Source organism: Nocardia sp. CA-120079 (genome assembly GCF_050955745.1).
GTDB lineage: Bacteria > Actinomycetota > Actinomycetes > Mycobacteriales > Mycobacteriaceae > Nocardia.
The window spans coordinates 438247-463439 of record NZ_CP192088.1; the positions used below are offsets into that span (position 1 = coordinate 438247).

At 65.9% G+C, this 25193-nt stretch carries 25 protein-coding genes; 13 read left to right on the forward strand and 12 right to left on the reverse strand.

Annotated elements, in window-relative coordinates:
- Positions 1–208 precede the first annotated feature (208 nt).
- Positions 209–2002, reverse strand: a complete 1794-nt coding sequence (gene leuA / locus ACQPYR_RS02065; protein ID WP_433626928.1) for a 2-isopropylmalate synthase — start codon at positions 2000–2002, stop codon at positions 209–211.
- A 231-nt stretch (positions 2003–2233) separates the two neighbouring features.
- Here leuA and ACQPYR_RS02070 point away from each other — a divergent pair, with 231 nt between their 5' ends.
- The 4 genes from ACQPYR_RS02070 (at position 2234) to ACQPYR_RS02085 (ending at position 7348) form a co-directional block, all read left to right on the forward strand.
- Complete coding sequence (locus ACQPYR_RS02070) at positions 2234–3001, forward strand: sulfite exporter TauE/SafE family protein (RefSeq protein WP_433626931.1); 768 nt, start codon at positions 2234–2236, stop codon at positions 2999–3001.
- 120 nt (positions 3002–3121) lie between these two features.
- Positions 3122–4699, forward strand: coding sequence for an alpha/beta hydrolase (locus tag ACQPYR_RS02075; protein ID WP_433626933.1), 1578 nt, complete (start codon positions 3122–3124; stop codon positions 4697–4699).
- Positions 4700–4819: 120 nt separating this feature from the next.
- Positions 4820–6442 (forward strand): GMC oxidoreductase, encoded by a 1623-nt coding sequence (locus ACQPYR_RS02080; protein WP_433626936.1) that lies wholly within the window; start codon positions 4820–4822, stop codon positions 6440–6442.
- 57 nt (positions 6443–6499) lie between these two features.
- On the forward strand, positions 6500–7348 hold the full coding sequence (locus tag ACQPYR_RS02085) for an ion transporter (protein WP_433626938.1): 849 nt from the start codon (positions 6500–6502) through the stop codon (positions 7346–7348).
- Here the strand turns inward: ACQPYR_RS02085 and ACQPYR_RS02090 are convergent.
- The 4 genes from ACQPYR_RS02090 to ACQPYR_RS02105 all read right to left on the reverse strand — a co-directional run bounded on the left by ACQPYR_RS02090 (position 7326) and on the right by ACQPYR_RS02105 (position 10175).
- Positions 7326–8537 carry a low temperature requirement protein A gene (locus ACQPYR_RS02090; protein ID WP_433626941.1) on the reverse strand — a complete coding sequence of 404 codons (1212 nt, stop codon included), beginning with the start codon at positions 8535–8537 and terminating at the stop codon, positions 7326–7328. The genes ACQPYR_RS02085 and ACQPYR_RS02090 overlap by 23 nt on opposite strands.
- A 38-nt stretch (positions 8538–8575) precedes the next feature.
- Positions 8576–9034, reverse strand: coding sequence for an SRPBCC family protein (locus ACQPYR_RS02095; RefSeq protein ID WP_433626944.1), 459 nt, complete (start codon positions 9032–9034; stop codon positions 8576–8578).
- Positions 9035–9336: 302 nt separating this feature from the next.
- Positions 9337–9525: a DUF1918 domain-containing protein gene (locus ACQPYR_RS02100; RefSeq protein WP_433626947.1), complete on the reverse strand. Its 189-nt coding sequence runs from the start codon at positions 9523–9525 to the stop codon at positions 9337–9339.
- A 59-nt stretch (positions 9526–9584) separates the two neighbouring features.
- Positions 9585–10175 carry a TetR/AcrR family transcriptional regulator gene (locus tag ACQPYR_RS02105; RefSeq protein ID WP_433626950.1) on the reverse strand — a complete coding sequence of 197 codons (591 nt, stop codon included), beginning with the start codon at positions 10173–10175 and terminating at the stop codon, positions 9585–9587.
- Between the two features lie 58 nt (positions 10176–10233).
- On the opposite strand from ACQPYR_RS02105, the gene ACQPYR_RS02110 reads away from it, so the two are divergent.
- Both ACQPYR_RS02110 and ACQPYR_RS02115 read left to right on the forward strand, forming a co-directional pair.
- Positions 10234–10809, forward strand: coding sequence for a dihydrofolate reductase family protein (locus ACQPYR_RS02110; protein WP_433626952.1), 576 nt, complete (start codon positions 10234–10236; stop codon positions 10807–10809).
- Between the two features lie 29 nt (positions 10810–10838).
- Positions 10839–11414: a dihydrofolate reductase family protein gene (locus ACQPYR_RS02115; protein WP_433626955.1), complete on the forward strand. Its 576-nt coding sequence runs from the start codon at positions 10839–10841 to the stop codon at positions 11412–11414.
- Between the two features lie 45 nt (positions 11415–11459).
- On the opposite strand, the gene ACQPYR_RS02120 is transcribed toward ACQPYR_RS02115, so the two are convergent.
- Complete coding sequence (locus ACQPYR_RS02120; RefSeq protein ID WP_433626958.1) at positions 11460–12071, reverse strand: dihydrofolate reductase family protein; 612 nt, start codon at positions 12069–12071, stop codon at positions 11460–11462.
- 159 nt (positions 12072–12230) lie between these two features.
- Here ACQPYR_RS02120 and ACQPYR_RS02125 point away from each other — a divergent pair, with 159 nt between their 5' ends.
- Entirely contained in the window at positions 12231–14885 is a 2655-nt protein-coding gene (locus ACQPYR_RS02125; protein ID WP_433626960.1) for a helix-turn-helix transcriptional regulator, read from the forward strand.
- Here the strand turns inward: ACQPYR_RS02125 and ACQPYR_RS02130 are convergent.
- Both ACQPYR_RS02130 and ACQPYR_RS02135 read right to left on the reverse strand, forming a co-directional pair.
- Positions 14882–15289 carry a secondary thiamine-phosphate synthase enzyme YjbQ gene (locus tag ACQPYR_RS02130; RefSeq protein WP_387294141.1) on the reverse strand — a complete coding sequence of 136 codons (408 nt, stop codon included), beginning with the start codon at positions 15287–15289 and terminating at the stop codon, positions 14882–14884. The genes ACQPYR_RS02125 and ACQPYR_RS02130 overlap by 4 nt on opposite strands.
- A 181-nt stretch (positions 15290–15470) precedes the next feature.
- A complete protein-coding gene (locus ACQPYR_RS02135; RefSeq protein WP_433626963.1) occupies positions 15471–15839 on the reverse strand; it encodes a hypothetical protein in 369 nt (122 codons plus the stop codon).
- A 230-nt stretch (positions 15840–16069) separates the two neighbouring features.
- On the opposite strand from ACQPYR_RS02135, the gene ACQPYR_RS02140 reads away from it, so the two are divergent.
- Both ACQPYR_RS02140 and ACQPYR_RS02145 read left to right on the forward strand, forming a co-directional pair.
- A complete protein-coding gene (locus ACQPYR_RS02140) occupies positions 16070–17335 on the forward strand; it encodes an aspartate kinase (protein WP_433626966.1) in 1266 nt (421 codons plus the stop codon).
- Between the two features lie 2 nt (positions 17336–17337).
- Entirely contained in the window at positions 17338–18372 is a 1035-nt protein-coding gene (locus ACQPYR_RS02145) for an aspartate-semialdehyde dehydrogenase (RefSeq protein WP_433626969.1), read from the forward strand.
- Between the two features lie 58 nt (positions 18373–18430).
- Here the strand turns inward: ACQPYR_RS02145 and ACQPYR_RS02150 are convergent, their stop codons facing one another.
- Positions 18431–19174 (reverse strand): helix-turn-helix domain-containing protein, encoded by a 744-nt coding sequence (locus tag ACQPYR_RS02150; RefSeq protein ID WP_433626972.1) that lies wholly within the window; start codon positions 19172–19174, stop codon positions 18431–18433.
- A 69-nt stretch (positions 19175–19243) separates the two neighbouring features.
- On the opposite strand from ACQPYR_RS02150, the gene ACQPYR_RS02155 reads away from it, so the two are divergent.
- Positions 19244–20209 carry an alpha/beta fold hydrolase gene (locus tag ACQPYR_RS02155; protein WP_433626975.1) on the forward strand — a complete coding sequence of 322 codons (966 nt, stop codon included), beginning with the start codon at positions 19244–19246 and terminating at the stop codon, positions 20207–20209.
- Positions 20210–20316: 107 nt separating this feature from the next.
- On the opposite strand, the gene ACQPYR_RS02160 is transcribed toward ACQPYR_RS02155, so the two are convergent.
- Entirely contained in the window at positions 20317–20871 is a 555-nt protein-coding gene (locus ACQPYR_RS02160) for a TetR/AcrR family transcriptional regulator (protein WP_433626978.1), read from the reverse strand.
- A 94-nt stretch (positions 20872–20965) separates the two neighbouring features.
- Here ACQPYR_RS02160 and ACQPYR_RS02165 point away from each other — a divergent pair, with 94 nt between their 5' ends.
- From ACQPYR_RS02165 to ACQPYR_RS02175, 3 genes are all read left to right on the forward strand, one after another.
- Positions 20966–21385, forward strand: a complete 420-nt coding sequence (locus ACQPYR_RS02165; protein WP_433626981.1) for a nuclear transport factor 2 family protein — start codon at positions 20966–20968, stop codon at positions 21383–21385.
- A gap of 67 nt (positions 21386–21452) precedes the next feature.
- Positions 21453–22364 (forward strand): aminotransferase class IV, encoded by a 912-nt coding sequence (locus tag ACQPYR_RS02170; protein ID WP_433626984.1) that lies wholly within the window; start codon positions 21453–21455, stop codon positions 22362–22364.
- A gap of 36 nt (positions 22365–22400) precedes the next feature.
- Positions 22401–22574, forward strand: a complete 174-nt coding sequence (locus ACQPYR_RS02175) for a hypothetical protein (protein WP_433626987.1) — start codon at positions 22401–22403, stop codon at positions 22572–22574.
- Position 22575: 1 nt separating this feature from the next.
- On the opposite strand, the gene ACQPYR_RS02180 is transcribed toward ACQPYR_RS02175, so the two are convergent.
- Entirely contained in the window at positions 22576–23925 is a 1350-nt protein-coding gene (locus ACQPYR_RS02180) for a serine hydrolase domain-containing protein (RefSeq protein WP_433626990.1), read from the reverse strand.
- Positions 23926–23984: 59 nt separating this feature from the next.
- On the reverse strand, positions 23985–25115 hold the full coding sequence (locus tag ACQPYR_RS02185; protein ID WP_433626992.1) for an APC family permease: 1131 nt from the start codon (positions 25113–25115) through the stop codon (positions 23985–23987).
- Between the last annotated feature and the right edge of the window lie 78 nt (positions 25116–25193).

Below are 25193 nucleotides of genomic sequence, written 5' to 3' on the forward strand. Positions count from 1 at the left end.
CCGCAAACGCCACGGCTTCCACACATCCGCCGAAGTCCTCAACCGGCTACTGTCGAACCCGGACAACCCTGTTGCATCGACCCCTTGAACCCAAGCGAGTAGCCCCCGCCACCAGTGCTACCTGATCTTGATCCTGAGAGCCTCGGGGGGCCGGCTCGGTTCGATGCTTGCGCTGCGGACCCGCCCTCGGGGTCAGGCGGGTGCTGGCTCAGTGCGCCCGGTTCACTGCCGAGACCACGGCTCGCAGCGACGCGGTGGTAATGGATGTGGCGATGCCGACACCCCACACCACCTTGTCGCCGATCGCGCACTCCACATACGCCGCGGCCTGCGCGTCGTCGCCCGCGGACATGGCGTGCTCGGAGTAATCCAGCACTCGCACATCGAATCCGACCGTCGCGATCGCGTCGACGAATGCGGCGAGCGGTCCGTTGCCCGCGCCGGTGACTTCCTGCTCGACGCCGTCGACCTTGACCACCGCGGTGATCGAGTCGACGCCGCCGTCGGTCTCCGAGGCGGTGACCTTCTGGCGCATCCGCTCCAGCGGCCGGATCGGGCTCAGGTATTCGTCGGCGAAGACGTCCCACATCTCCTTGGGCGAAACCTCGCCGCCCTCACCGTCGGTGATCTTCTGGATCGCCTGGGAGAACTCGATCTGCAGCCGGCGCGGCAGCACCAACCCGTGATCGGTCTTCATGATGTAGGCGACGCCGCCCTTGCCGGACTGCGAGTTGACCCGGATGACGGCCTCGTAGGTGCGGCCCACATCCTTCGGGTCGATCGGCAGGTACGGCACCTCCCAGACGATGTCGTCGACATCGGATTCGGCGGCGTCGGCCGCGGCCTTCATCGCATCCAGACCCTTGTTGATCGCGTCCTGATGCGACCCGGAGAACGCGGTGTAGACCAGGTCGCCGCCGTAGGGGTGGCGCTCGTGCACCGGCAGCTGGTTGCAGTATTCGACGGTCCGGCGGATCTCGTCGATATCGGAGAAGTTGATCTGTGGATCCACGCCGCGGGAGAACAGATTCATCCCCAACGTCACCAGGCAGACATTGCCGGTGCGCTCACCGTTGCCGAACAGGCAGCCCTCGATGCGATCCGCACCGGCCTGATAGCCCAGTTCGGCGGCGGCCACCGCGGTGCCCCGGTCGTTGTGCGGATGCAGCGACAGCACGATCGAATCGCGGCGGGCCAGGTTGCGGCTCATCCACTCGATCGAATCGGCGTACACATTCGGGGTCGCCATCTCGACGGTCGCGGGCAGGTTGATGATCATCGGCTTGTCGGGGGTGGGCGCGATGATTTCGGTGACCGCGTCGCACACCTCCTTGGCGTAGGACAGTTCGGTGCCGGTGTAGGACTCCGGGCTGTACTCGTAGCGCCAGTTGGTGTCCGGGTAGCGCTGCTCGACCTCCAGGCACAGTGTCGCGGCATCGGTCGCGATCTTCTGCACCGCCGCCTGGTCCGCGCGGAACACCACACGCCGCTGCAGGACCGAGGTCGAGTTGTAGAAGTGCACGATCACATTGGCCGCACCGGCGCATGCCTCGAAAGTGCGCTCGATCAGTTCGGCGCGACACTGGGTCAGCACCTGGATGGTGACGTCGTCGGGAATCGCCCCGTCCTCGATGATCTCGCGGACGAAGTCGAAATCGGTCTGGCTGGCCGACGGGAAGCCGACCTCGATCTCCTTGTAACCCATCCGCACCAGCAGGTCGAACATGCGGCGCTTGCGGGCCGGGCTCATCGGGTCGATCAGGGCCTGGTTGCCGTCGCGCAGGTCGACGGCGCACCAGCCGGGCGCGCGGTCGATGATCTTGTCCGGCCAGGTGCGGTCGGGCAGCGTGATCGGCTCGACCTCCTCCGCGAAGGGCCGGTAGCGGAAGGTCGGCATGGAGGAGTTCTTCTGCCGGTTCCAGGCGGGCTGGTCGGCAGGGGCGGGCTTGCTCGGTGCCGTAATGGTGCGCGAGCCGGATACAAAGGCGTCAGCAGGGGACATGCGATTTTCTCCAGGGTGTGGTGGATCCCAGTTATCGGGTCGACCGGCACGGCAGAACCCCGCGACGGGAGGCCAGTCCGATCAGACCCCGTCGCGGCGGCCGAGAAGAAGTGCCCGCTGCATGATGTCGGCGAGTTTACCGCGCCCCGGCGCACTGCCGAAAGCCCGGTCCCCATCGTCCGGTCATCCGACGTAACGATTAGCGTTCCGACCGGCTGGAGGTAGGTTCATATGACTTGGCTGGAACAACTGGCGGTCTTCGGCGCGGGCATCGCGGCCGGCGGCATCAACACCATCGTGGGATCGGGCACCCTGATCACCTTCCCGGTGCTGCTCGCCTTCGGAATTCCGCCGGTCACGGCGAACGTTTCGAACACCATCGGTCTGGTCCCCGGGGGTGTCAGCGGGGCGTACGGCTATCGGCGCGAACTCGAGGGCCAGCGGGCCAGGTTGGTCCGGCTCGGCAGCGCGTCCCTGCTCGGCGGCACCACCGGTGCGATCCTGCTGCTCATTCTGCCCGCCGCGGCCTTCAAGGCAATCGTGCCGGTGCTGATCGTCGCGGCGTTGATCCTGGTCGTGGTCCAGCCGCGGTTGGCGCACTGGGTGAAGAAGCGCCGCGCCGCCGATAGCGGTCCGGCGCCCGAGCACGGTGGCCTGATCCTGTACGTCGCGATATTTCTGTGCGGCATCTACGGCGGTTACTTCGGCGCGGCCCAGGGCGTGTTGTTGATCGGGTTGCTCGGGGTGTTCGTGCACGAGGACATCCAGCGGCTCAACGGGGTGAAGAATGTGCTCGGTCTGCTGGTGAACGCGGTCTCCGCGGTGGTGTTCACCCTGATCGCCGATGTCGACTGGCGGGTCGCCGCGCTGATCGCGGTCGGTTCGATCATCGGCGGTCAACTCGGCGCGAAGATGGGCAGGCGGATGCCGCCCACCGCATTGCGTGCGGTGATCGTCGTGGTGGGCAGCATTGCCGTCGTCCGACTGTTGATGACGTAGACGAAGGATGTACGTGGCACTCGAGATACGAAACCCCTAGTGCGGTCGCACTTGTCGCGCAGCTGGATTGGTCCCAAAGGAGGACGACGGCGGTCGGGTCCGCAACGCAGGATGGTCGGTATGCGCGGGTGGAAGATCGTCGGGTTGGCACTGGCGGCCGTATTGGTGCCGTCATTGGTTTCGTGCTCTCGGCACAGTGCTGCGGTTACGCAGGTCGACGAACTGGTTGCGCAGGCCGATGCGGCGCCGACCCCGAAACTCGATTGGGCGCAGTGCCCCGAAGCGGAGTTGAGCAAGTATCAGTGCGCGACGGCCGCGGTCCCGATCGACTACGCGCAGCCCAACGGTGCGACGCTTTCGCTGGCCGTCGTCAAACAGCCGGCCGCGGATAAGGACCGTCGCATCGGCACCCTGTTCAGCGCGGTCGGCGGACCCGGCGGTTCGGGCTTCAAATGGGCGAGTCACGGTGAGTTGTCGGCCGGTGAGGTGGCCCGCCGATTCGATGTGGTCACCTTCGATCAGCGCGGTATCGGCCGCAGCGGTCAGGTGCGCTGCTTCGCGAATTCCCAAGAGCAGCAACGGTTCTGGTCCGCCATCCTGCTCCCGCCGGCGAATGCCGAACAGGAGGCCGCGGCCGCGCGCAGCGCCCGCGACCTGGCCGCCGGTTGCGCCGCGCACAGCCCGGAGCTGCTGCCACACCTGACTACCGTCGATGCCGCGCGTGATCTGGACCTGCTGCGCCGCGCGGTCGGCGAGACGACCATGACTTACACGGGCGGTTCCTACGCGAGCTATCTGGGCGAGGTCTACGGCGCGTTGTTCGGCGACCGGGTTCGCGCGCTGCAACTCGGCTCGATGATCGACCCGGACGCCTACACCAACGATTCGCGCGCCCAGATCGCCGACTCCGCGGCGGGCACCGAAGAGGTGCTCGCGGAGTTCCTGCGGCTGTGTGCCGAAGCGGGACAACCGCGCTGCGTGTTCGCGGGCCCGACCAAAACCGATGCCGCCGCACTGCGCGTCCGCAACGACGCCGTTCTGGACCGGCTGCGCCAGGGCCCCATCGTGGTCGGCCAGGGTGAGCGCACCCGCGCGGTAACCCTCACCGAGGTGCTGCCCGCACACGCCACCATGCTCTACGACACGAAGGAGGGCTGGCCCGCACTGGCCGAACTGCTCACCGAACTGGAGCGCGGCCCGGCGGGCGATCCCGATGTCGTACAACAGCTTCTGGACGCGGGCGGTTTCACCGAAGACTTCCTCGATGCCTTCACCGCAATCACCTGTGCGGACAACAGCTTTGGTCGCGAACCCGAGCAATGGCCCGTCATAGCGGACGAACTCGCCGGTGTCGCACCGCATTACGGTGCCATGTGGCTCTACTTGCGACAGGCCTGCGGCGCTTGGCCCGCATCGGCCGAGGGATATCCGCAGCGCATCACCGGTCCGTGGATTCTGCGTTCGGATAAGCCCGCTCTGCTGTTCAACAACCGCTTCGATCCGGTCACCCCATTGACGGCCGCCCGCAGGGCGCAGCAGGAGTTGGTCAATGCCAGGCTGGTGATCATCGAGGGCGGTTACGGACACCTGGTGGTGAGCGACTGCGCGGGCAGGCTCCAGGAGCACTACCTCGTGGACCTGCAACTCCCCGCGCCCGGCGCTACCTGCAAGCCGGACAGGCCCCCGTTCACCGACTGAAACGCCAGTACCGGAAACCGCTCGACCAAGATCGTCCGCATTCCGGCGACTACCACTGTTCAGGACTCCCGAATCCCGGTAGTCTGCGCTCGGCCATGCGTGATGAGGGAGGTGGCCCGGGTGCATAGACGTGCCTTTTTCAAGGCAGCCGGTGCAGCCGCGATGCTGGGTGTCGCGGGTACCGCATTGGGCAGGGCGACAGCCGATGCCGCAGATCCGATGTGGGACAACCTTTTCCGCATGTGGGTCCCGGAAATCTTTGCGCCACTTCCCGATCCGCCCGAGCATTCACCCGCGATCGTCATCGGCTCCGGCTTCGGCGCTGCGGTCACCGCACTGCGCCTGGCCGAGGCGGGCATCGCCAATACCGTGCTGGAGCGCGGTTCGCGCTGGCCGAACGATCCGTGGCGGGAGATCTTCACCGGTGACGATCTGCCCGACGGCCGCGGCTTCTGGCATCGCACCAACTTCACCGGCGTCACCAAGGTGCCGACGCATTTCGCCAGCTTCGGCGGGGTGCTCGATTGCACCCAGTACCCGGGCATCGATGTGTGGCGGGCGGCGGCGGTCGGCGGCGGCTCGGTGATCTTCTCCGGTGCGATGGTCGCGCCCGAACGCCGCTTCTTCGACCACGTCTTCGGCGGCACCGTCGACTACGCCGAAATGGAGCGCGTCTATTACCCGCGCGTGCGGGAGATGTTGCGGCTCAGCCCTATTCCGGCGGACCTGTACGCCGCTTCGCCGTTCGCGCATTCCCGGGCCTGGGACGAGCAGGTGCGCAGGGCCGGCTATCAGCCGGTGGCCAATGACTCGATCTTCAACTGGGCTGTGCTGCGCGGCGAAATCGCCGGCACCACAAGGCCTTCCGCGACGGTGGCGCGCAGCAATCTCGGCAACTCCAACGGCGCGAAGTTCGACCTGAACCAGAACTACCTGCGCTACGCCGAGGACACCGGAAAGTCCGCGATCTATCCGGGGCACCGCGTCGACGCCATCGCGCAGGAATCCGGCGGCCGCTATTCGGTTACCGTGACAAAACTTTCGCCGACCGGCGACGTGATCGGCACCCGCACCCTCACCTGCGATCGCCTGTTCCTCGGCGCGGGTTCGGTCGGCACCTCGGAGCTACTGGTGCGGGCCCAGGCCACCGGCGCACTGCCGAACCTCAACGAACACGTCGGCGACGGCTGGGGCACCAACGGTGACGTGGTGCTGGCTCGCGGCGCCAGTCAGTTGGCCGGCTTCGGACAGGGCGTGCCGAGCGCGAGCCGGATCCTCGACGAATCCGCGGTGCCGCTCACGCTCGAAAATTGGTACATCCCCGGCATTCCGTTCGAGACCGGCGCGCTCGCCTCATTGGGCATGGTGCTCGATCCGGCCCGCGCGCGCTTCGGCTACGACCGCGCCGGCAATGCGGTCGGGCTGTCCTGGTCGGCCAAGAACCGTGACGATATCGTGGCGGCCGCCCGCGCGGTCGATCATCGGATCGCCGAACGCTCCAATGCTCTGGTCGAATACGGCGCGCTCGGTTACGACGCGAACGCGCTGTTCACCGCGCACCCGCTGGGCGGTGCGGTGCTCGGGCGGGCCACCGACGGCAACGGTCGCGTGCACGGTCATCCAGGCCTGTACGTGATGGACGGTGCGGCCATCCCGGGCAGCACCGGCACGGTCAATCCCTCGCTCACCATTACCGCACTGGCCGAACGCAATATCGAGGCGATCATCCGCGCTGGGAAGTAGCCCGGCGCGGCGCGTATTACTGTCGGCGGGACCGTTCGGCGTCGAAGGGATCCTCACGTGGCAACACCGACCAGGCCGATCACGCCCGGCCTCGACGACGGACCGAAGCTGGATTTTTCACGCAAGCCGCCCGCGCTGTGGTCGGACCTGGTGATGCTGGCGCTGGCAATCGTCTCGGTCGTGCTGGTCACCTGGGTCAGCTTCTTCGACGTCTCCGCGCACACCTACCGCGTGATCGTGGTGCTCGACTACTCGGTCTGCGCGGTATTCGCCGTCGAATTCCTCTGGCGCTGGCGCCGCGCGGGCTGGCCGTGGACGTTCCCGTTCGTCTATTGGTACGAAGTGCTCGGCATGATCCCGGTGACCAGCCCGTTCTTCCGCGGGTTCCGGTTACTGCGGATCGTGGTGATCGCGGTCCGCCTCGGCCGGGTCGCCGATCGGGCCCTCGGTGATCGTGTGACCGCCGCGGTGGTGAACCGGTTCGTGACGACCATCGTCGATGTCATCAAGCGCCCCATGACCATCGCCATCATGGACGAGGTCGCGCAGGTGCTGCGCACGGGCCACTACACCCGCAATATCGCGGCGGCGCTGGAGGAGAACCGCGCCGAAATGGACGAGATGATCCTCGAACTCATCAAGAACGATCCGCAGGCCGGTCGGGTCCGCTACATCCCGTTCCACGACGAGATCATCCGGCTCATCGCCGACACCACATTTCGGATCGTTTTCCAGGTGCTGGCGGATCCGCGCACGGACGAACTGGTCTCGGACATGATCCGTGAGAACGTGGATCAGATCCGAGACGCCGTGCATGCCGGGGTGCGCGTCGCGCCGTCCAATTACGGCCCGACTCCGCACGAACAGACCGTGCGCTACCACCTCAGCCGTGTGTCGCGTGCCTGATCTCGTCGCGCGGCGCCGCGTAACGCATTGTCTCCCAGACGATCAGCAGCACCAGCACACCGCACAGCAGCCCCAGTGAGGCCAGCGCGGGCAGCGCACAGGCCGCCGGAGTCAGCGCGAGCAGCAGTCCGGCGGCCACCAGGCGCGGCACCGTGACGTTCCCGGTCGCGTACTGCTTGAACCCGACCAATGCGATCAGATACAGCACCACACCGCCGTACAGTGCGAACAGCGGTATCCCGGACAGGGCGTCCTTCAGGCTGTGCGCCGACTCGTCGCCGACGTAGTAGAGCACCTTCTTCAGTCCGAGCGAGAGACCGATGATCCCGGCGATCATCGGGAAATGCCAGAAGGTGTAGGAGGTTCGGGCGATCTTGATCTGCCGCTCGCCCTCCGCGTGCTGCAACTCGTGCTCCACCGACAGCGCCGCCACATCGAAGTACGCCCACCACAGCAGACCCGAAACCGCGAGTCCGAGCAGGGATCCGACCGCGATCGGCCACGAAATGGGCAGTCCGGCAACGCCGATGCCGATCGAGACGATCGATTCACCCAGCGCCACAATGACGATCAGCCCGTAGCGTTCGGAGAAATGGCGGGCCGAATTCAATCGCCAGTCCTCGCCCGCGAGCAGGGTCCATCCCATATCGCCGACGATCGCGGCGATCCACAGCACGATCTGCGTCGTGCCTTCTGTCATGGCGGCGATGACGAGCAGGGTGGTTCCGATGGTGATGGAACCGAGACTCCAGCGCAGCACCTGGTTGCGCAGTTGCGAATCCTCGGCGCTGGCCAGCACGAACATGGCCAGATGCACCAGGCGCACAATCAGATACGCGATCGCGAAGACCAGCGGGCCGAACCAGCCGCCCTGCGCATCGTCGAAGGCCTCCGGGATGGTGAGCGCTGCGAGGAATCCGCCGCCCATCGCGACGAACATGGCGACCCGTGCGATGCCCTCGTCCGCGCGCACCACATTGCCCAGCCAGGAGTAGGCGATCCACAGCCACCACATGACGGCGAGTACCAGGATCGCGCGCAGCATGTTCTTGGCGCTGGTGTCGTGTGCGACCAAGCCGGTGACCATGGTGAACGCGAAGACGAGCACCAGGTCGAAGAACAACTCGAGCTGAGTTACCGACGCATCCTCGGCCGTTGGCAACAGGCGTGCCCGTTTGGAACCGATCATGGTTCACATCGTCGCATCCGAATGCGACAGGTGCGCTCCTATACGGCCTGATAGTTCTCGTTCTCGGTGAAGCCCTCAGCGAACTCGATGAAGTTCTGCACGACGGCCTCGTTCGAGCGGCGCATGGTCCGGCTCACCAGCATGCCCGGAACGGGGATCGGGATGTAGAGCTCGACGTGGTACCAGACCTCGGTGCCCTCCTCGCCCTCGGTGACCTCGAACCAGCCGCCGCCCTTCACCCCGCGGGTGCTGTCGGCGACCTCCCAGGAGGAGCGGGTCTCGGTCCATTCGTACTCCAGGACCTGCAGATCCGAGCCGCCCATCAGCTCTGCTTTGACGAATACCCGGCGCGGTCGCAGCGCGTCGTCGCGGCTCGCGACCCGGGCGTCGCTGTATGAGGTCGACCACTCCGGGAGCATCTCGACGGCGGCCAGTGCATCCATTACCCGCTCGGGATCGGCGTCGACGACGAAACGGATATCGGTCTTTGTACGCATTCCATACCTCCGCCCCCGCCCAACTACATCGGCAAATTGTGCCCAGCGACACATTCGCAAGTCAACTGAGCGGGCAGTGCCCGAAGCCACATCGGCCGCATATCTCGGGGGGATCACGGTCGATTATGTACGGCGAGAACAAGTTACGGTTCAGTATTTTCGAACGAATCGCGATTTCGCCGGTCCAGTGGACTTGCCGTCGGAGCTGCGGGGCCGTAAGTCGATCGTGCGCAAGGTATTCGCATCCTCAGCTGCGCAGGAGGTAACGGGCCCGCTGCAGGCGGGCCCGCGGGTGCGGCGGCTCAGTGCGGCGTTGGTTCGACGATCGCGTCCGGACCCGGGTAGACGAGCGATTCGTGCCCGTCATCGAATCGCACCACATACGGTGGTGCGCCCTGGGGCCCGCGGACTTCGACGATTTCGCCGTGGCGATCGCTCTGTCCCACAACGTGGCCGTGTACGAGGAGCCGGTCTCCGACATTCGCCATCATCGCCCCATTATCGAATGCCAGTGACACGCGTCACAAGGGTTTCCCGTCCGCGCGGCGTTTCACTCGTTACCGACGAGTCGATCGACCGCGGCCTCGATCAGCTCCTGGCTCTGCGTCTCGGTGAAGATTCCGGGCAGCGTGAGCCGGTCCACGATCAGCCAATTCAGGGCCAGATACAGCAGAATCACCGATTTTTCGTCGCCGGGCAGTTCGGCTTCGAGATGGTTGCGCACATTGAAATCGAGATCCGCGCGCACGGCCTCGGTCATGACCGCGCGCAACTCCGGTCGCCGTGTCGCCTCCAGGCGCAGCTCGAGCATGGCCAGGTAGCCGGTGCGGAACGCCTCGATGCGACCGACCGTCTCCCGCATCAATTCGGTGATATGCGCCCGTGTCTTCGGGCCTGTCGCGAGGTCGGCCATGGTCGCCGCGCTCGGCGTCAACCGTTCGTAGAACCGCCCGCCCACCTGGGTCAACAGGTCGTCGCGGTTGGCGAAGTAGTTCGACGCCGTACCCGCGGGCACCCCGGCCTCCTTGTCCACCGCACGAAAGGTGAGCCCGCGCGCCCCCTCCTTCGCCAACACTTCTATCGCCGCGTCGAGCAGCGCTTGCCGCCGCTCCGGATTTGTCCGCACTTGACACCACTCCATCTGTAGTACTACCTTCAAATCACTTCAGTTAGAGTACAACGGATCAGGCGGTATTGATATGCGAAAACTCGTCTACTACGTGGCCGTCTCGCTCGACGGCTACATCGCCGGTCCGACAGGGGAGTTCGACTTCTACCCGCTCGACGCCGAGATGACGAGCTGGATCACGGGGCGATATCCGGACTTCGTGCCGAGTCAGGTGCGGCCGCACGTCGGGATGGCGGTGGACGAACCGAATAAGCGGTTCGACACCGTGCTGATGGGCCGTGCGAGCTATGAGCCCGCGCTGTCCGAGGGGGTGACCAGTCCGTACGCGCATATGCGGCAGTACGTCATTTCGAGCACCCTCGGCCCGAGCGATGATCCGCAGGTCGAGGTGGTCGCGGGACGTCCGGTCGAACTGGTGCGACGGTTGAAAGCCGAAGCTGGCGGCGATATCTGGCTGTGCGGCGGCGGCAAGCTGGCCGCGACGCTGCTCGACGAACTCGACGAGATGATCGTCAAGAGCTATCCGGTCGTCGCGGGCGGCGGCATATCCGCCTTCTCGGGTGCCTTCAACCCGACCCTGTTCACGCCCACCGAGCGCCGGGAGTTCGGCAACGGCGCCCAGGTCACCTGGTTCTCCCGGTCCTGACGATCCAGCACCACGAAAGAGGTATTCATATGCGAAAACTCGTCTACTTCGTCGGCATGTCCCTCGACGGCTATATCGCGGGGCCCGGCGACGACATCAGCTTCTATCCGGTCGGGGACGACGTGTGGGACTGGATGAAGGCGGAGTATCCGGAGACGCTGCCGACCCACGTGCGCCCGCATATCGGGCTGGCGGTCGATGCGCCGAATCAGAAGTTCGACACCTTGGTCATGGGTCGAGGCACCTATGCTCCGGCCCAGGCCATCGGCGTGACCAGCCCGTACGCGCATATGCGCCAGTACATAGTCTCGAGTTCCCTCGGCCGCATCGATGACCCGACTGTCGAAGTCGTCGACGGCGATCCGGTCGGCCTCGTGCGTCGCCTGAAGCAGGAGGACGGCATGGACATCTGGCTTGCGGGTGGCGGCAAGCTCGCCGCACAGCTACTCGGCGAGATCGATGAGCTCGTCATCAAGAGTTATCCAGTGGTGGCCGGAACCGGAACCCCGGCCTTCGCAGGCGAATTCAACCCCACCTTGTTCACACCCACCAAACGCACCGAATTCGGCAACGGTACGCAGGTCACCTGGCTCACCAAAGCCTGAGGTCCGGCCGTGGCGGCGGTGCGCCGCCACGGCGCCGAGCGTCCGTCACCGCTCGCCTTCGCCGATCCGGTCGTAGACCAGAATGATCGCACCGGAATCCGTGGTGGACAGATCGGTGAGCGACCAGCTGGTTGCGGGCCCGCCGTCCTCGAACAGTCGTGCGCCGCCGCCGACGAGTTCGGGGCACAGCGTGATGATCAGCCGATCCAGTTCACCCGCCGCCAGCAGGTTTTTGATCACGCTGCCGGAGGCCAGTACCACGATGTCGCCGCCGGATTCGGCGCGCAACTGCTTGACCGTCGCGGCCGGATCAGCCTCGGCGATACGGGAGTTCGGCCACGGCAGCTCGGTCAGGGAGTGCGCGAAGACCACCTTGTCCACCGCATCGAGCCAGGTAGCGAAGGCCCTGTCGCGCGGCTCGGCGTTCTCGTCGGCGGCGACGGTCGGCCAGTAGCCGCCGAAGCCCTCGTAGTTCTTGCGGCCGAGCAGGGCCGTGGTCGCGGTGGTGGTCAGCTTGACCATCTGATCGCGAGAGGCGTCGCTCACGGCGTGCGGCACGATCCAGCTCATGTCGTAGTCGCCGCCGCTGCCATTGGTCCGGCCATCGAGTGACAGCGAGATATTGGCGATGACCCGGCGGGCATTGGTCTCGGTCATGTCGGTTCCTTCGTTTCGGTGGCGCCCCGTGCGCCGCTGCAATGAATACTTCCGGCGCGGCCACCCCCGAACATCTGCCAGCTGGCCGATATTCGCGCCGGGCAGGTGGCAGATACCCGGTGGTCGGATGCGGGCGGTCGTGGCAGACTCCGAGGCGCGATGATCGACTCCGGCCAGCCCTTTCCGCCCGAGCTGTCGTCGTTCGTCGGCCGCGTCGAGGAACTGGCCACGCTCACCGCAGCGGTCGCGCCCGGACGGGTGCTCTCCCTGGTCGGCCCGGGTGGCTGCGGTAAGACCCGGTTGGCCCTGCGCTCCTGTGCTGCGCTCGCCGATTCCTGGCCCGACGGCATCGGCTGGGTCGGCTTGGCGGACGAACGCGACGCCGACGGCGTCACCCGAGCCATCGCGTCGGCGCTCGGCGTACCGCTGGCCGCCGATCCCGTGCACACGCTGACTCGGGAACTGGCCGCGCGGAGCATCCTGCTGGTGGTCGACAACTGTGAGCACCTGCGCGAACCGGTAGCGGGGATCGTGTCGGCCATCTTGGCGCGCTGCCCGAGCGTCGGTGTGCTCGCCACCAGTCGGGTGCCGCTCGACCTACCCGGTGAACAGGTGTATCGCCTGTCGGCACTCAACCTGGCCGATGCACTGGATCTCTTCTCGGACCGCGCGGGCACCGCGAACCTCGGCCCGGACGCGCTGGCCGCGGCGCGTCGGGTCTGCGATCGGCTGGATCGACTGCCGCTGGCCCTCGAACTCGCCGCAGGTTGGGCGGGCACTCTTTCGTTGGCGCAGTTGGCGGATTCGTTGCGGGATCCGTTCGTATTGCTCGATGACGACACCGGACGCGCCCCGTTCCGGCAGGCTACGCTGACCGCATCGATGCGCTGGAGCCACGACCTGCTGGACCAGGATGAGCGCGAATTGTTTCGGCGTCTGGGTGTTTTCGAGCCCGGATTCGCCGCGCAGGCGATAGCCGGTTTGGCCGAACGGCTGGACGTTCCGGTCCAGCGTTATCTGCGGGCATTGCGTGGCTTGATCGCCAAGTCGCTGGTGTCGGCGGATACGACGGGGCCGGTGGCCCGCTACCGAATGCTCGGTGTGGTGCGCGATTACGCGCTGCTGCGGCTCGACGAGGCGGAGGAGACCGCGGCCCTGCGCGATCTGCATCTGGAACTGATGCTTGCGCTGGTGGAAAGTGCTGCGCCGCTATTGGATTCGGATAAGGACGAGTGGCGCACGCTACTCACCGTCGAATATCCGAATGTCCGTGCCGCCATCGAATGGGGTCTGGATCGGGCCGAACCCAACGCCGCAGCGGGCCGTAGACTAGCGGCAGCGGTGGCCTGGCTGTGGCACCTGGGCGCGCACGCCGCCGATGGCATTCGGTTACTGGAACATGATGCGGCGCAAGGGAATAGCACCCCTGACGAGACCCAGGCGCGCGTGCTGCTGGCCCAAGCGCTCGTTGCGGACACCGTGCTGCCCGGGCCGATGAGTTATGAAAAGGCATGCGCCGCAGCGAAACTAGCCGAACAGCTCGGCTTGGAGGATGTCGGCCTGCTGGCCCGCACACTCATCGCCATCGGCACCATCGGATTCGATCTGGAGCGCACACGCACCGAAGCGTCGGCGGTGCGCGCAGACGCGCAACGGGCCGGCGACGGCTTCGTCACCGATGCCACCCAGGCGTTGATCGGCCTGGTCCACCTACTGCGCGACGAACACCGCGACGCGATCGAACAGCTGGAACCCGCCGTAACGGGACTGCTCCGGCGTGGCGACCGCGCCATCGCCTCGTCCGCACTCGGCTGGCTCGCACTGGCAACCGCACAATCCGGTGCGCTGGCCCACGCCATCGAACTCGCCGAACAGGCCGTGACCACCGCGGAACCCCTGCGCGACTTCCATCGCATCGCACTGGCCCGCACCGCGCTCGCCGAAATCCTGCTGTGGGCAGGCAGATCCGGGTCGGCGGGCGCGGCGCTGCTTCCGATCGATCGGCTCATCGAGGGAGCGCGGACACCGCCGTTCGTCCCCGGCTGGGAGCGGGTGCACGCCTTACTCGAACTCGACGCCGGACGGCCCGCCGCGGCGGCTGCCTGGTGTCGTCGCGAAGGTCGTTGGCAGGAGCGCCCTTCCGACGATCAACTGACCCCGTGGACGCGGCTGGTACTCGCTCGTGCGCTGCGAGAATCGGGAGCGGCAGCGGATTCGGCCGAGCTGCTGGACCGGTTATCGGCCACACCGCTCATCACGGCCCTGCCATCCGTGCGCGCCGCTGTGCTGGAGCAGCGGGCATTACTGGCTCCGGATACCGAGCAGGAAACGCGAATGCAGCACGAGGCCTTGCGAATTCGAGACGAACACGGCCTGGTGCTCGCATGTGCCGACAGCCTGACGGCGCTCGCGGCTGTGGCGCTGCGACGTGAGTCGTTCGAGACGGCGGGGTTGCTGCTCGGCGCGGCCGAACGGGTCCGCGCCGACGCCGGATCGGTTGTCCGCGTTGATATCCCCGACGAAACGCGGCTGCTGGAATACCTCGAGCGCGGCCGCACCATGTCGTTGCGGTCGGCGATCGACTACATCACCCGTGCCCGTGGCAGACGCAACCGCCCCGATTCCGGTTGGGAAAGCCTCACACCGACAGAGCGTTCCGTGGTCGAACTCGCCGTTTCCGGCCTGACCAATCCGGAGATCGCCGCGCGCCTGTTCATCGGCCGCGGCACCGTGAAAACGCATCTGGCCCATGTATACGCCAAGCTCGGGATCGCCAATCGCACCGAACTCGCCCGTCTCGCGCCGAGTGATTAGCCGCGCAGAAATGACAGGCGCACTTGGCGATCCGGGTTGTCGACATTGAGGTCGACCATCGCGATTGATTGCCAGGTGCCCAGGGTCAGTGCGCCGCCGATGACCGGCACGGTGGCGTAGGGCGGGATCAATGCGGGCATGACGTGGGAGCGGCCGTGCCCGCGGGAGCCGTGGGCATGCCGCCAGCGATCGTCGGCGGGCAGCAGGTCGCGCAATGCGGCGAGCAGATCGTCATCGCTGCGCGCGCCGAGTTCCATGATCGCGATCCCGGCCGTGGCATGCGGCACGAAGATGTGCAGCAGCCCATCCTCGCCCGCCTCGCGCGCGAACGACGCGCACTGCGGGGTGATGTCGTACACGACCTCGGATCGTCCCGTTGTCACCTCGATCACTGTGCTCTTCATGGGCTACATCGTCCTCTCAATCGGTGTTGTCCGACCGCAGCAGCGCCGTCACCCGCACCGATGTATTCGTGTAGCCGGTTGAACACATCCAGCACCAACTTCAACTGCTCGACCGAATACCCGGCCATCGCCGCCCGAACTCGCGTGCCAGCACCTCGTAGTGCGGCGCGATCTCGATCGACTATGTCGGTGTCCTACTCGCAGTGAATCCAGCGGCGGGGCTCAAAGCTGTCTTGCGGAGACTCGCGAGTGCTCGGATGGCGTCGGTGAGCGAGATCGGGTGGTCGTGCTCGATCGCGGCGAGTCCCGTCTCGAGCAGTTGCCGCATCAACATGGACTGCGTGATGCCGCGATCGGCGGCCGCATCCTTGATGCGCTGGTCCAGCTCGCTCGGCATTTTCAACGATCGCGACACCATAACCCCGTCGGGGCCGGGTGGCGGCGGTAGCTCGACCTCTTCGTCGGTGTGCTCCAGACGCGTAGCGAGGGCCGCCATCTCTGCGGAGGTTTCGGGCCATTCCGGTGTGCTCATCGCGTCGTCGTAACGCACTCCTCGATACTACGCTGTGGGTACCACCCGCGTGGTACCTGGTTGCGTATTCGCGCGGCCTCCTGAATGGCGTTGATCGCCGGAGGTAGGACGCAGTTTCGGCCGAGTTCGATTCGCGAACGGCCCCTTCGGTACTCGCGGGCTGAGGAGGTAGGAACAAATCCGCTGGGCCTCGGCCGGTACGCTGGGGTGCTGTTAGCAGCTGATTGTCGATCTTGGAGGACCCTGTCGTGGCTCTCGTTGTTCAGAAGTACGGAGGATCCTCGGTAGCGACCGCCGAGCGTATCCGGCGCGTCGCTGAACGGATCGTCGAGACGAAGAAGCAGGGCCACGACGTGGTGGTCGTCTGCTCGGCCATGGGCGATACCACCGACGAGCTACTCGATCTGGCGCAGCAGGTGGCGCCTGCGCCGCCGGCTCGGGAAATGGACATGCTGCTCACCTCGGGTGAGCGCATTTCCAATGCGCTGGTCGCCATGGCCATTCATTCGCTCGGCGCCGAGGCTCGCTCGTTCACCGGCTCGCAGGCGGGTGTGATCACCACCGGGTCGCACGGTAACGCCAAGATCATCGACGTTACCCCGGGCCGGGTGCGCGCCGCGCTGGACGAAGGTCTGGTCGTGCTGGTCGCCGGTTTCCAGGGCGTCAGCCAGGACAGCCGCGACGTCACCACGCTCGGTCGCGGCGGCTCCGACACCACCGCGGTCGCACTGGCCGCGGCGCTGGAGGCCGACGTCTGCGAGATCTACACCGATGTGGACGGCGTCTTCACCGCCGACCCGCGGATCGTGCCCGACGCGCAGCAGCTCGAGCAGGTCTCCTATGAGGAGATGCTCGAGCTCGCCGCTTGCGGCGCGAAGGTACTCATGCTGCGCTGCGTCGAATACGCGCGTCGCTACAACGTTCCGGTGCATGTGCGCTCGTCCTACACCGACAAGCCCGGCACCTACGTCTATGGATCGATGGAGGACATCCCCTTGGAGCAAGCAATCCTCACGGGCGTCGCGCACGACCGCAGCGAGGCCAAGGTGACCGTGGTCGCACTGCCGGACGAGCCTGGCTACGCCGCCAAGGTATTCCGCGCGATCGCCGACGCGGAGATCAATATCGATATGGTCCTGCAGAACATTTCCAAGGTAGAGACGGGTAAGACCGACATCACCTTCACCCTGCCCAAGACCGAGGGCGCGCGTGCGGTGGAGATGCTGACCAAGCGCCAGGACGAGATCGGTTTCTCGCAGGTGCTCTACGACGACCACATCGGCAAGGTCTCCCTCGTCGGCGCGGGCATGAAGAGCCATCCGGGCGTCACCGCCACCTTCTGTGAGGCGCTGGCGAACGCGGGCGTGAACATCGACCTCATCTCCACCTCCGAGATCCGGATCTCGGTGCTGGTCAAGGACACCGAATTGGACGAGGCCGTGCAGGTGCTGCACAAGGCCTTCGATCTGGGCGGCGACGAGGTCGCCGTCGTCCACGCGGGAACAGGACGATAAGCATGGGTGTACGGGTAGGAGTCGTCGGCGCGACCGGACAGGTCGGCGCCGTCATGCGAAAACTGCTGGAGGAGCGCAACTTCCCGACCGACGAGGTGCGTTTCTTCGCCTCGGCCCGCTCGGCGGGTAAGACCCTGCCGTGGCGCGGCGGCGAAATCGTGGTCGAGGACACCGAGACCGCCGATCCCACCGGCCTGGATATCGCGCTGTTCTCCGCGGGCGCCACCATGTCGCGCGTGCAGGCCCCGCGTTTCGCGGCGGCCGGTGTCACGGTGATCGACAATTCGTCGGCTTGGCGTAAGGATCCGGAGGTCCCGCTGGTCGTCAGCGAGGTGAATCCGGAGCAGACCCGCAATCTGGTCAAGGGCATCATCGCCAACCCGAATTGCACCACCATGGCCGCGATGCCGGTGCTCAAGCCGCTACACGATGTGGCAGGCCTGCAGCGCCTGATCGTTTCGAGCTACCAGGCGGTCTCGGGCAGCGGCCTGGCCGGTGTCGAGGAGCTGGTCTCCCAGGTGCGCGCCGTGGTCGACGATGCCGAAAAGCTGGTGCACGACGGCAGTTCGGTGCCGTTCCCGGCTCCGAACAAGTATGTCGCGCCGATCGCCTTCGACGTGATCCCGCTCGCCGGTGCACTGGTCGACGACGGCTCCTTCGAAACCGACGAAGACCAGAAGCTGCGCAACGAGAGTCGCAAGATCCTCGGCCTGCCCGAGTTGCTGGTCAGCGGCACCTGCGTGCGTGTCCCGGTTTTCACCGGCCACTCGCTGTCGGTGAATGCCGAATTCGCCGAACCGATTTCGGTCGAGCGGGCCAAGGAAATTCTCGCCAAGGCCCCCGGCGTCCAGCTCACCGACGTGCCGACCCCCTTGGCCGCCGCGGGCAAGGACGACTCCCTCGTCGGCCGCATCCGCCAGGATCCGGGTGTCCCCGACGGCCGCGGTCTGGCGCTGTTCATCTCCGGCGACAACCTCCGAAAAGGCGCTGCTCTCAACACCATTCAAATCGCCGAAGTCCTGTTGGCGCAGCGCTGACATCGACCGAACGGGCCGTTGTCGATCATGAGATCTGCACGGCCCGTTTGTTTTTCGGTCATCTGACATCGAGTTTCACTGACGAGCCGAGCAGCGCGGTCAGTGACAGCCCGAATGTGCGCCGGAAGGTTTCGCTCAGGTGTGACGGGGAGGCGAATCCGGCATCGGCGGCGCAGCGCGTGAGGTCGTGTCCGGCGGCCAAGCTCGCGAAAACCATTCGGAGCCGGGCCCATTGGCGGTAGCGGCGGAATGTGGTGCCGGTGTGTGCGGCGAAGGTTCGCAGGAAGTGGGTTTCCGACATCCCGGCCGCATCGGCCGCGTGCTCGGCCCGGATGTGTGCGGTCGGATCGTCACGAATGTCGCGGACAATGGCATCGATTCGGGGGTCGATCGTCGATTGCCGAACCGATATCAGGCACTCCAACTCGGCGACACCGGTTCGGGCCGCGGAGATGAGGGCGGCTTCGGCGCTCGGATCGACCGCAGTGGACTGGACATTGCCACCCGATCCGGTGGTGACGCCGGCGATCATCGCGATGCCGGGTTCGGCGAACAGCAATGCGATCCGGCCCTCCGAGACAATCCGGGCTGGTACCCGAGCCGGTATGAACACGCTGCGGGTGATGATCGTCGCTTCCGCCGCCGTCTCCACCGCGAACGGTCCGTCCAAGCTCAGGCCGAGATACCCGATCGACGTGGCATGCATCCCGACGCCCAGCTCCGGGCCGAGATATCCGACATGTCCGGGCCGCATCCACAGCACCGGCGCACCGCAGGTTTGTGAAAGCGCGGTCCCGGTCATGTTCGTCAGGCTAATCGGTGCCCGGCGCAATCAGCCGGTGCGAGCCGCGACGACAGGAGATGAACGGAAATGACGACCGAGGCAGTTACCGCGAAGCCGAGCTTGCAGACCAGAGCCATCACCGCACTTTTGGCCTCGCGCGGCCAGAAGCAGATGCTCGGCAGCGCGGAGGGGATTCATGCGGCGCTGGAAAAGCGTGACCGTCGCGTCAAAGAGGTGCGGCCCCCGGCGTTCCTACGCAAGGCGGCGACCGTCACCCGGGATGATCTCGGCGGTTGGCCCGTGTTCCGGGTAACGCCGAGCGCCGGACCCGCCGACGTCAGCGTGGTTTTCCTGCACGGCGGCGGCTTTTTCGCCGAGATCGTGCGCCCGCACTGGAGTTTCGTCCGCGAACTCGGCGCTGTCGTTCCGGCGGAGGTCGTGGTCCCGATCTATCCGCTGATCCCACACGGCAGCGCCGCGGAGATGGTCGCCACCACCGCCGCGATACTCGCCCGCACGATCGAGCAGCGTGGCTCCGGCAGGACCGTGGTGATGGGCAACTCGGCAGGCGGTCTGCTGGCACTGGCGGCAGCACATGTCCTGCGCGATCAGGGTGGGCCGCAACCATCTCGGGTCGTGCTGATCTCCGCATGGCTCGACGCCACCCTGTCCGACCCGTCACTGCCCGAGCTCGAAAAGGTCGATCCGTTGCATCAGCGGCCCGGAATGGCCGAGGTGGCGCGGATCTACGCGGGTGGCCTCGACCTGCGCGACCCGCGCGTCAGCCCGCTGTTCGGCGCTATCGAAGGACTGCCGCCCCTGACCATCTTTTCCGGCACCCACGAAATGGTCCTGCCCGACGCGCGAACCCTCACTCGCCGCGCCGAAGCCGCCGGGGTACCGGTCGACTACAACGAGGGCCCCCGGCTGCCGCACAACTACGCGCTCATGCCCAGCCCCGAAGGTCGTGCGGCTCGCAAGATCATCGTCGACGCCTGCCGCGCGCCACGTCACGATCTGTCGGCAGTCGATCGGGACAGCGCGAGTCGATAACGGTCCTGCTCACGGCGGCATGCTCGCCCGCTTCGACCATGCCGGGCACTCGAAAGCGGCGAGAGCATCGACGAACACGCGACCGGTGCGGGCTAGCCGGGAACCGCTCAGTGAGGTCGTAGTCCGTCGAACATGATCGCGAACGTGCGGCGGCGTTGGTCGGGGGTGGTGTTGGTGGAGTTGGCGGCCAAGAAGGTGCCCTTCACGACGCGCATGAGATCGTCGATATCGATATCGCGTCGTACGTTCCCGGATTGTTGTGCGCGGGTGAGTAATTGGGCGATGGCCGCCCTCAGCTCGTGGGCGGGTTTGTGGCTTTCGGCGCCTACGGCTTCGGCTAGGTCCCGTTTGACGCTGCCCTCGGCGACCATGCGGTCGAGGAAGTCGAAGAAGGCTTTGCCCGGTTCGGGGGCGGTGGCGAGTTCGCGGGCGTAGGTGATCATGCGCTCGACGCTGTCTACGATCGCGGCTGCGAAAAGGGCTTCCTTGGTGGGGAAGTGGCGGTAGACGGTGCCTGCGCCGACGCCGGCGCGGCGGGCGATTTCATCGAGCGGGACCGAAATGCCCTCGGCGGCGAAGGCCGCCTGGGCGGCGGCGAGTACGCGGTCGCGATTGCGGCGCGCGTCGGCGCGCAGCGGGCGCGGTCCCTCGCGATCGGTCATGAGGGCTGAGTTTACTGGAGGCATTGACAAGCGGGGCGACCGTTCCGGATGATAAGCGGGGTCAACGTTCCGCTTAATTGAAGCAGGTGTTTTCATGATGGAGACTTCGGTGGAAAGCCCTCGTGAACTGGTAGAACGGCTGTTTCGGGAGCTGCCCGCTCGCGATGCCGACGCATTTGTCGAGTTGCTCGCCCCGGATGCGGTGTTCGAGATCCCCTTCGTCATTCCCGGAATGCCGACCCGGCTGGTCGGGCGCGAGGAGATACGCGCGCATCTCGCGCAGCGCTGGTCCGGAATTTCGCGAATCGAGGTGCACGGGATCTATCCACAGGTGTACGAAACAGCCGATCCCGAGGTGGTTTTCGTGGAGAACGAGGTGGATATGACGGTGCCCGGCGCCGAGCGGGCGCGAGTTCGCACCTCCGTCAATGTCGTTCGAGTTCGCGACGGCAAGGTCACGCTGTTCCGCGACTACATGGATACGGCGCGCTTCGCCCGGCTTGTGGAGAACTGACCCAGCAGGCCCGGGCGGGGCCGAAATTCCCTCGCTCCGCTCGGGTGCCCACTGCTAGCCTGCGCCGATGGCGAATCCTTATCCACAGGTGTATTTCGGGGACCGGCTGATCGACGCGGAACAGGCGTCGGTCGCGGTCGCATCGTCGGCAGTGCTGTACGGGCTCAGTGTGTACACAGTGTTCCCAGTACTTGTGGATGGATCGGCACGCACCGCATTTCGGCTCGACGACCATTTCCGGCGACTCGAGGAATCCTGCAAGATCATCGGCATCGACCGGTTCGCCGTCGAATGGGACTTCGCCCGATTCCGCACGGCGATCATCGACTTGGTCGCGGCCAATACGCCGAGCGAGGACGTATTCGTCCGCGCGACAGTGCATGTCGTCGAATCGATTCCGGGCACCCGGGTACGGGGCTGTGCCATCCAAGTCAGCATTTTCGTCTACGACGCGGTGCCGATCGTGCCCCAGGACGGCATGCGACTGAAATCCAGTCCATGGCGGCGCATTCCGGATAATGCGATTCCCTCGCGGGCGAAAGTCAATGGCGCGTACGTCAATTCGGTACTCGCCAAACAGGATGCCATCGACAGCGGCTACGACGACTGCATCTTCCTCGACGGCAACGGCCACGTCTGCGAACTCAGCGCCGCCAATATCTTCCTCGTCCGCAACGGCACCCTGATCACCCCGGATGTGTCCTGCGACATCCTCGACGGCATCAACCGCCGCACCATCCTCACCCTCGCCGCCGAAGACGGCATTCCGAACGTCGAACGCACCATCGACCTCACCGAGCTCTACATCGCCGACGAAGTCTTCGTCACCGGCACCTCATCCGGGACCTCGCCTGTCACCGAAGTCGACGGCCGCCTGATCGCCGGCGGCCACCCCGGCCCCCTTACCCAAGCCCTCCGCAAACGCCACACCGCCGCCCTCCGCACCGACACCAACCACAACTGGCTCACGCCCCTCTGACCGCTCCAGCGCAAGTCGTCACTACTGTGCCCCGGCGTGACCGTGATCCTCGATCGGCGCGAAGGCGAGTGCAAACTGCATATCCACGCCCGCCTCGAACACGACGGTGAACTCGTCGCCGAGGGCAATGCACTGTTCATCGCGGTCTCGCCGGATCACTTCTTCGCACAGGGCGCGAAGGAAGGCGATATCCCTTTCTTCGGTGTGTGATTCAACGGATGCCCGGTGTGCGCGGATCCGGACCGAGGCAGACCAGAATGGCGCAGCCGGGTGGGGTATCGGCGAACGGCGGCGCCAACGGATAGTTCAGGCAGGTGAAGACATCGCAGCCCGGATAGGCCGCGGGTCCGATGCCGAAGACCGCGAGCAGCAGATTCGTATCCACGAACCGCCTCGGATCCAGCCGCAGCGGCGGCTCCACATACGGACCCGGATCGGGCACCGGACGGACTTCGAAGGCCGCGAACAGGCGACGGAAGAATTCGTACGGCAGCTCCGCGGTGTTCTGCACAATCCCGGAAATGCCCTCGTTGCTGACATTTCCGAAGACTCCGGTCCACACCACCGTCAAATCCAGGCTCGGCATGATGAAGACGTTCTGCATGCCGAGTCCCGACATCGAGTAAATGTCGGCGGGTAGGTAGTCGGGGGTCTCGGCACATCCCGGTCCGATCCAGAACAGATAGCCGTAGCACGCGTTCTGCGCTGACGGCTGGCGTGCTTTGTACAGATACGTCCGGGAGACGATTTGCTGCCCGCCCCAGCTCCCGTTATTGCTCACCAGCAGGCCGAGCTTGGCGAAATTGTTCGGTGGGATCATCAGATGGGCGTATCCGTAGGTGTGCCCGGCGCGGTCGCGCGCCCAGTAGTAATCGCCGCGTTCGATGCCGAGCGGATCGAAAAGCTCACGCTGCGCGAACTGCTGCAGCGGTTCCCCGACGGCCAATTCGATGACATAGGCGAGCAGATCGACATTGCGCTGGCTGTAGCTGAATGCCACGCCCGGCGGATTGTCCAACGGCACCCCGAGCGCCTGTACCGCACTATTCGGATCGAGTGGAATCACCCCGGTGACGCCCTCCGTGAGCACGCCCACCTTCATGCCGGAGGTTTCGGTCAGCAGATTCTCCACGGTGATCGACCGATGCTGCGCATCACCGAGTCCGGGCGGCAGGTACCGGTCGATCGGCGCTTCGATATCGAGTTTCCCCTGATCCCACGCTATTCCGGCGAGCAGGGAAACCACGCTCTTCGTCGCACTCCAGATATTCCAGGCGACATTTCCGGTCTGGTCGTTCGTCGGCCCCTCGCCGATCAGGCAATTGTGCCGGAACACCTGCACATTCAACCGATTACGCCCGCCGGCGAACTCCAATGCCTCCGCGAGTCGCCCCGAATCCAGTCCAACCTGTTCCGGCGCCGCCCGTTCCGGCTCTCGCCCGGACGACACCCCACATGACAGCTGCTCGGTATGCGTGGCCTGCGCACTTCCGGCGAAAACGCTTCCCGCAACCAGCGATACCGCGGCGATTCCGGCCAGGAATCCGTAGATGCGCCCCATGCGCAAAGGCTATCGCGACCGACCTCGCCAGACGGGGCAACAGGCTGAATGCGTCTCGGTCAATTGCCGACTCGGCGCGCCGCTCGACGACGTAATGCATCCGCGGCGCACCGCTCACTCAAATCGGTCCGCACTTCGGACGACATCAGCGGCGCGAACGTACCGCGAACCAGCCAGCGCCCACGGCTGGGACGGTGAGTCCGGTCAGCACTGAACACCGCACCGACCGCCGACTCCGCCCGATGCGGCACACCGAATCGCGCATGCACGGCGGCCAGCGAACCCGGCAGATATCTGTCGCGTGCCATTGCAAGTACCGTGCGCGAAACCCCGAGTATCAGCGCGAGCAGCGATCCGGCCGCCGCGAGCACCGCACCGACCCGGACCACCGGGGCAAGCCCGGACACCCCGGCCGTCGAGACGACCCGGGCCAGCGGATCGATCGCATGCGGGAGCCCCGCCGACCCGAGCACCTCCAACGCGGCCACTGCCACCAGTGCATAGACCGCCAGCGCGATCCCGAGCGCGATCATGATGGCCCGGGGAATCGTGCGTCGCGGATCGCGCACCTCCTCGCCGAGGGTGGCGATACGGGCATATCCCGCGAAGGCGAAGAACAGCAATCCCGCGGCCTGTAAGATGCCGCGCGGTCCGATCCGGTCCGGCAGAGTCGTTGCAGCGGAATGTTTTCCGAACAATCCCACCCCGACGACCAGCACCAGCACAGCCAGTACCGCCGCCACGATGATCCGGGTGGCCAGCGCCGATTTCTGCACGCCGGTGTAGTTGATCGCGGTGATCGCGACAACCGCCGCGACCGCGACGATCCGCGAATGTTCCGGCCACGCGTAGCCGCCCACTGTCAGGGCCATCGCCGCACACGATGCGGTCTTCCCCGCGACGAATCCCCACCCGGCCAGATATCCCCAGAACGCACCCAGACGCTCGCGTCCATACACATACGTCCCGCCCGATACCGGATACCGCGCCGCCAGCCGCGCCGAGGACGTCGCATTGCAGTACGCGAGCAGTGCGGCCACCGCAAGGGCAAGCAGCAGCCAACTGCCCGCCGCGCCCGCTGCGGGAGTAAGCGCGGCGAAAATGCCCGCGCCGACCATGGACCCGAGCCCGATCACCACGGAGTCGGTGAGTCCGAGCCTGCGTCGCAGTGCGTCGCCGCGCGTTGCCATGGCTGCATCATCGACCACACCGCGGTCGTTGACGAGTCGAGCCGCTCGGAAATACCAAACGCCGCCAGGTTGGTAAAC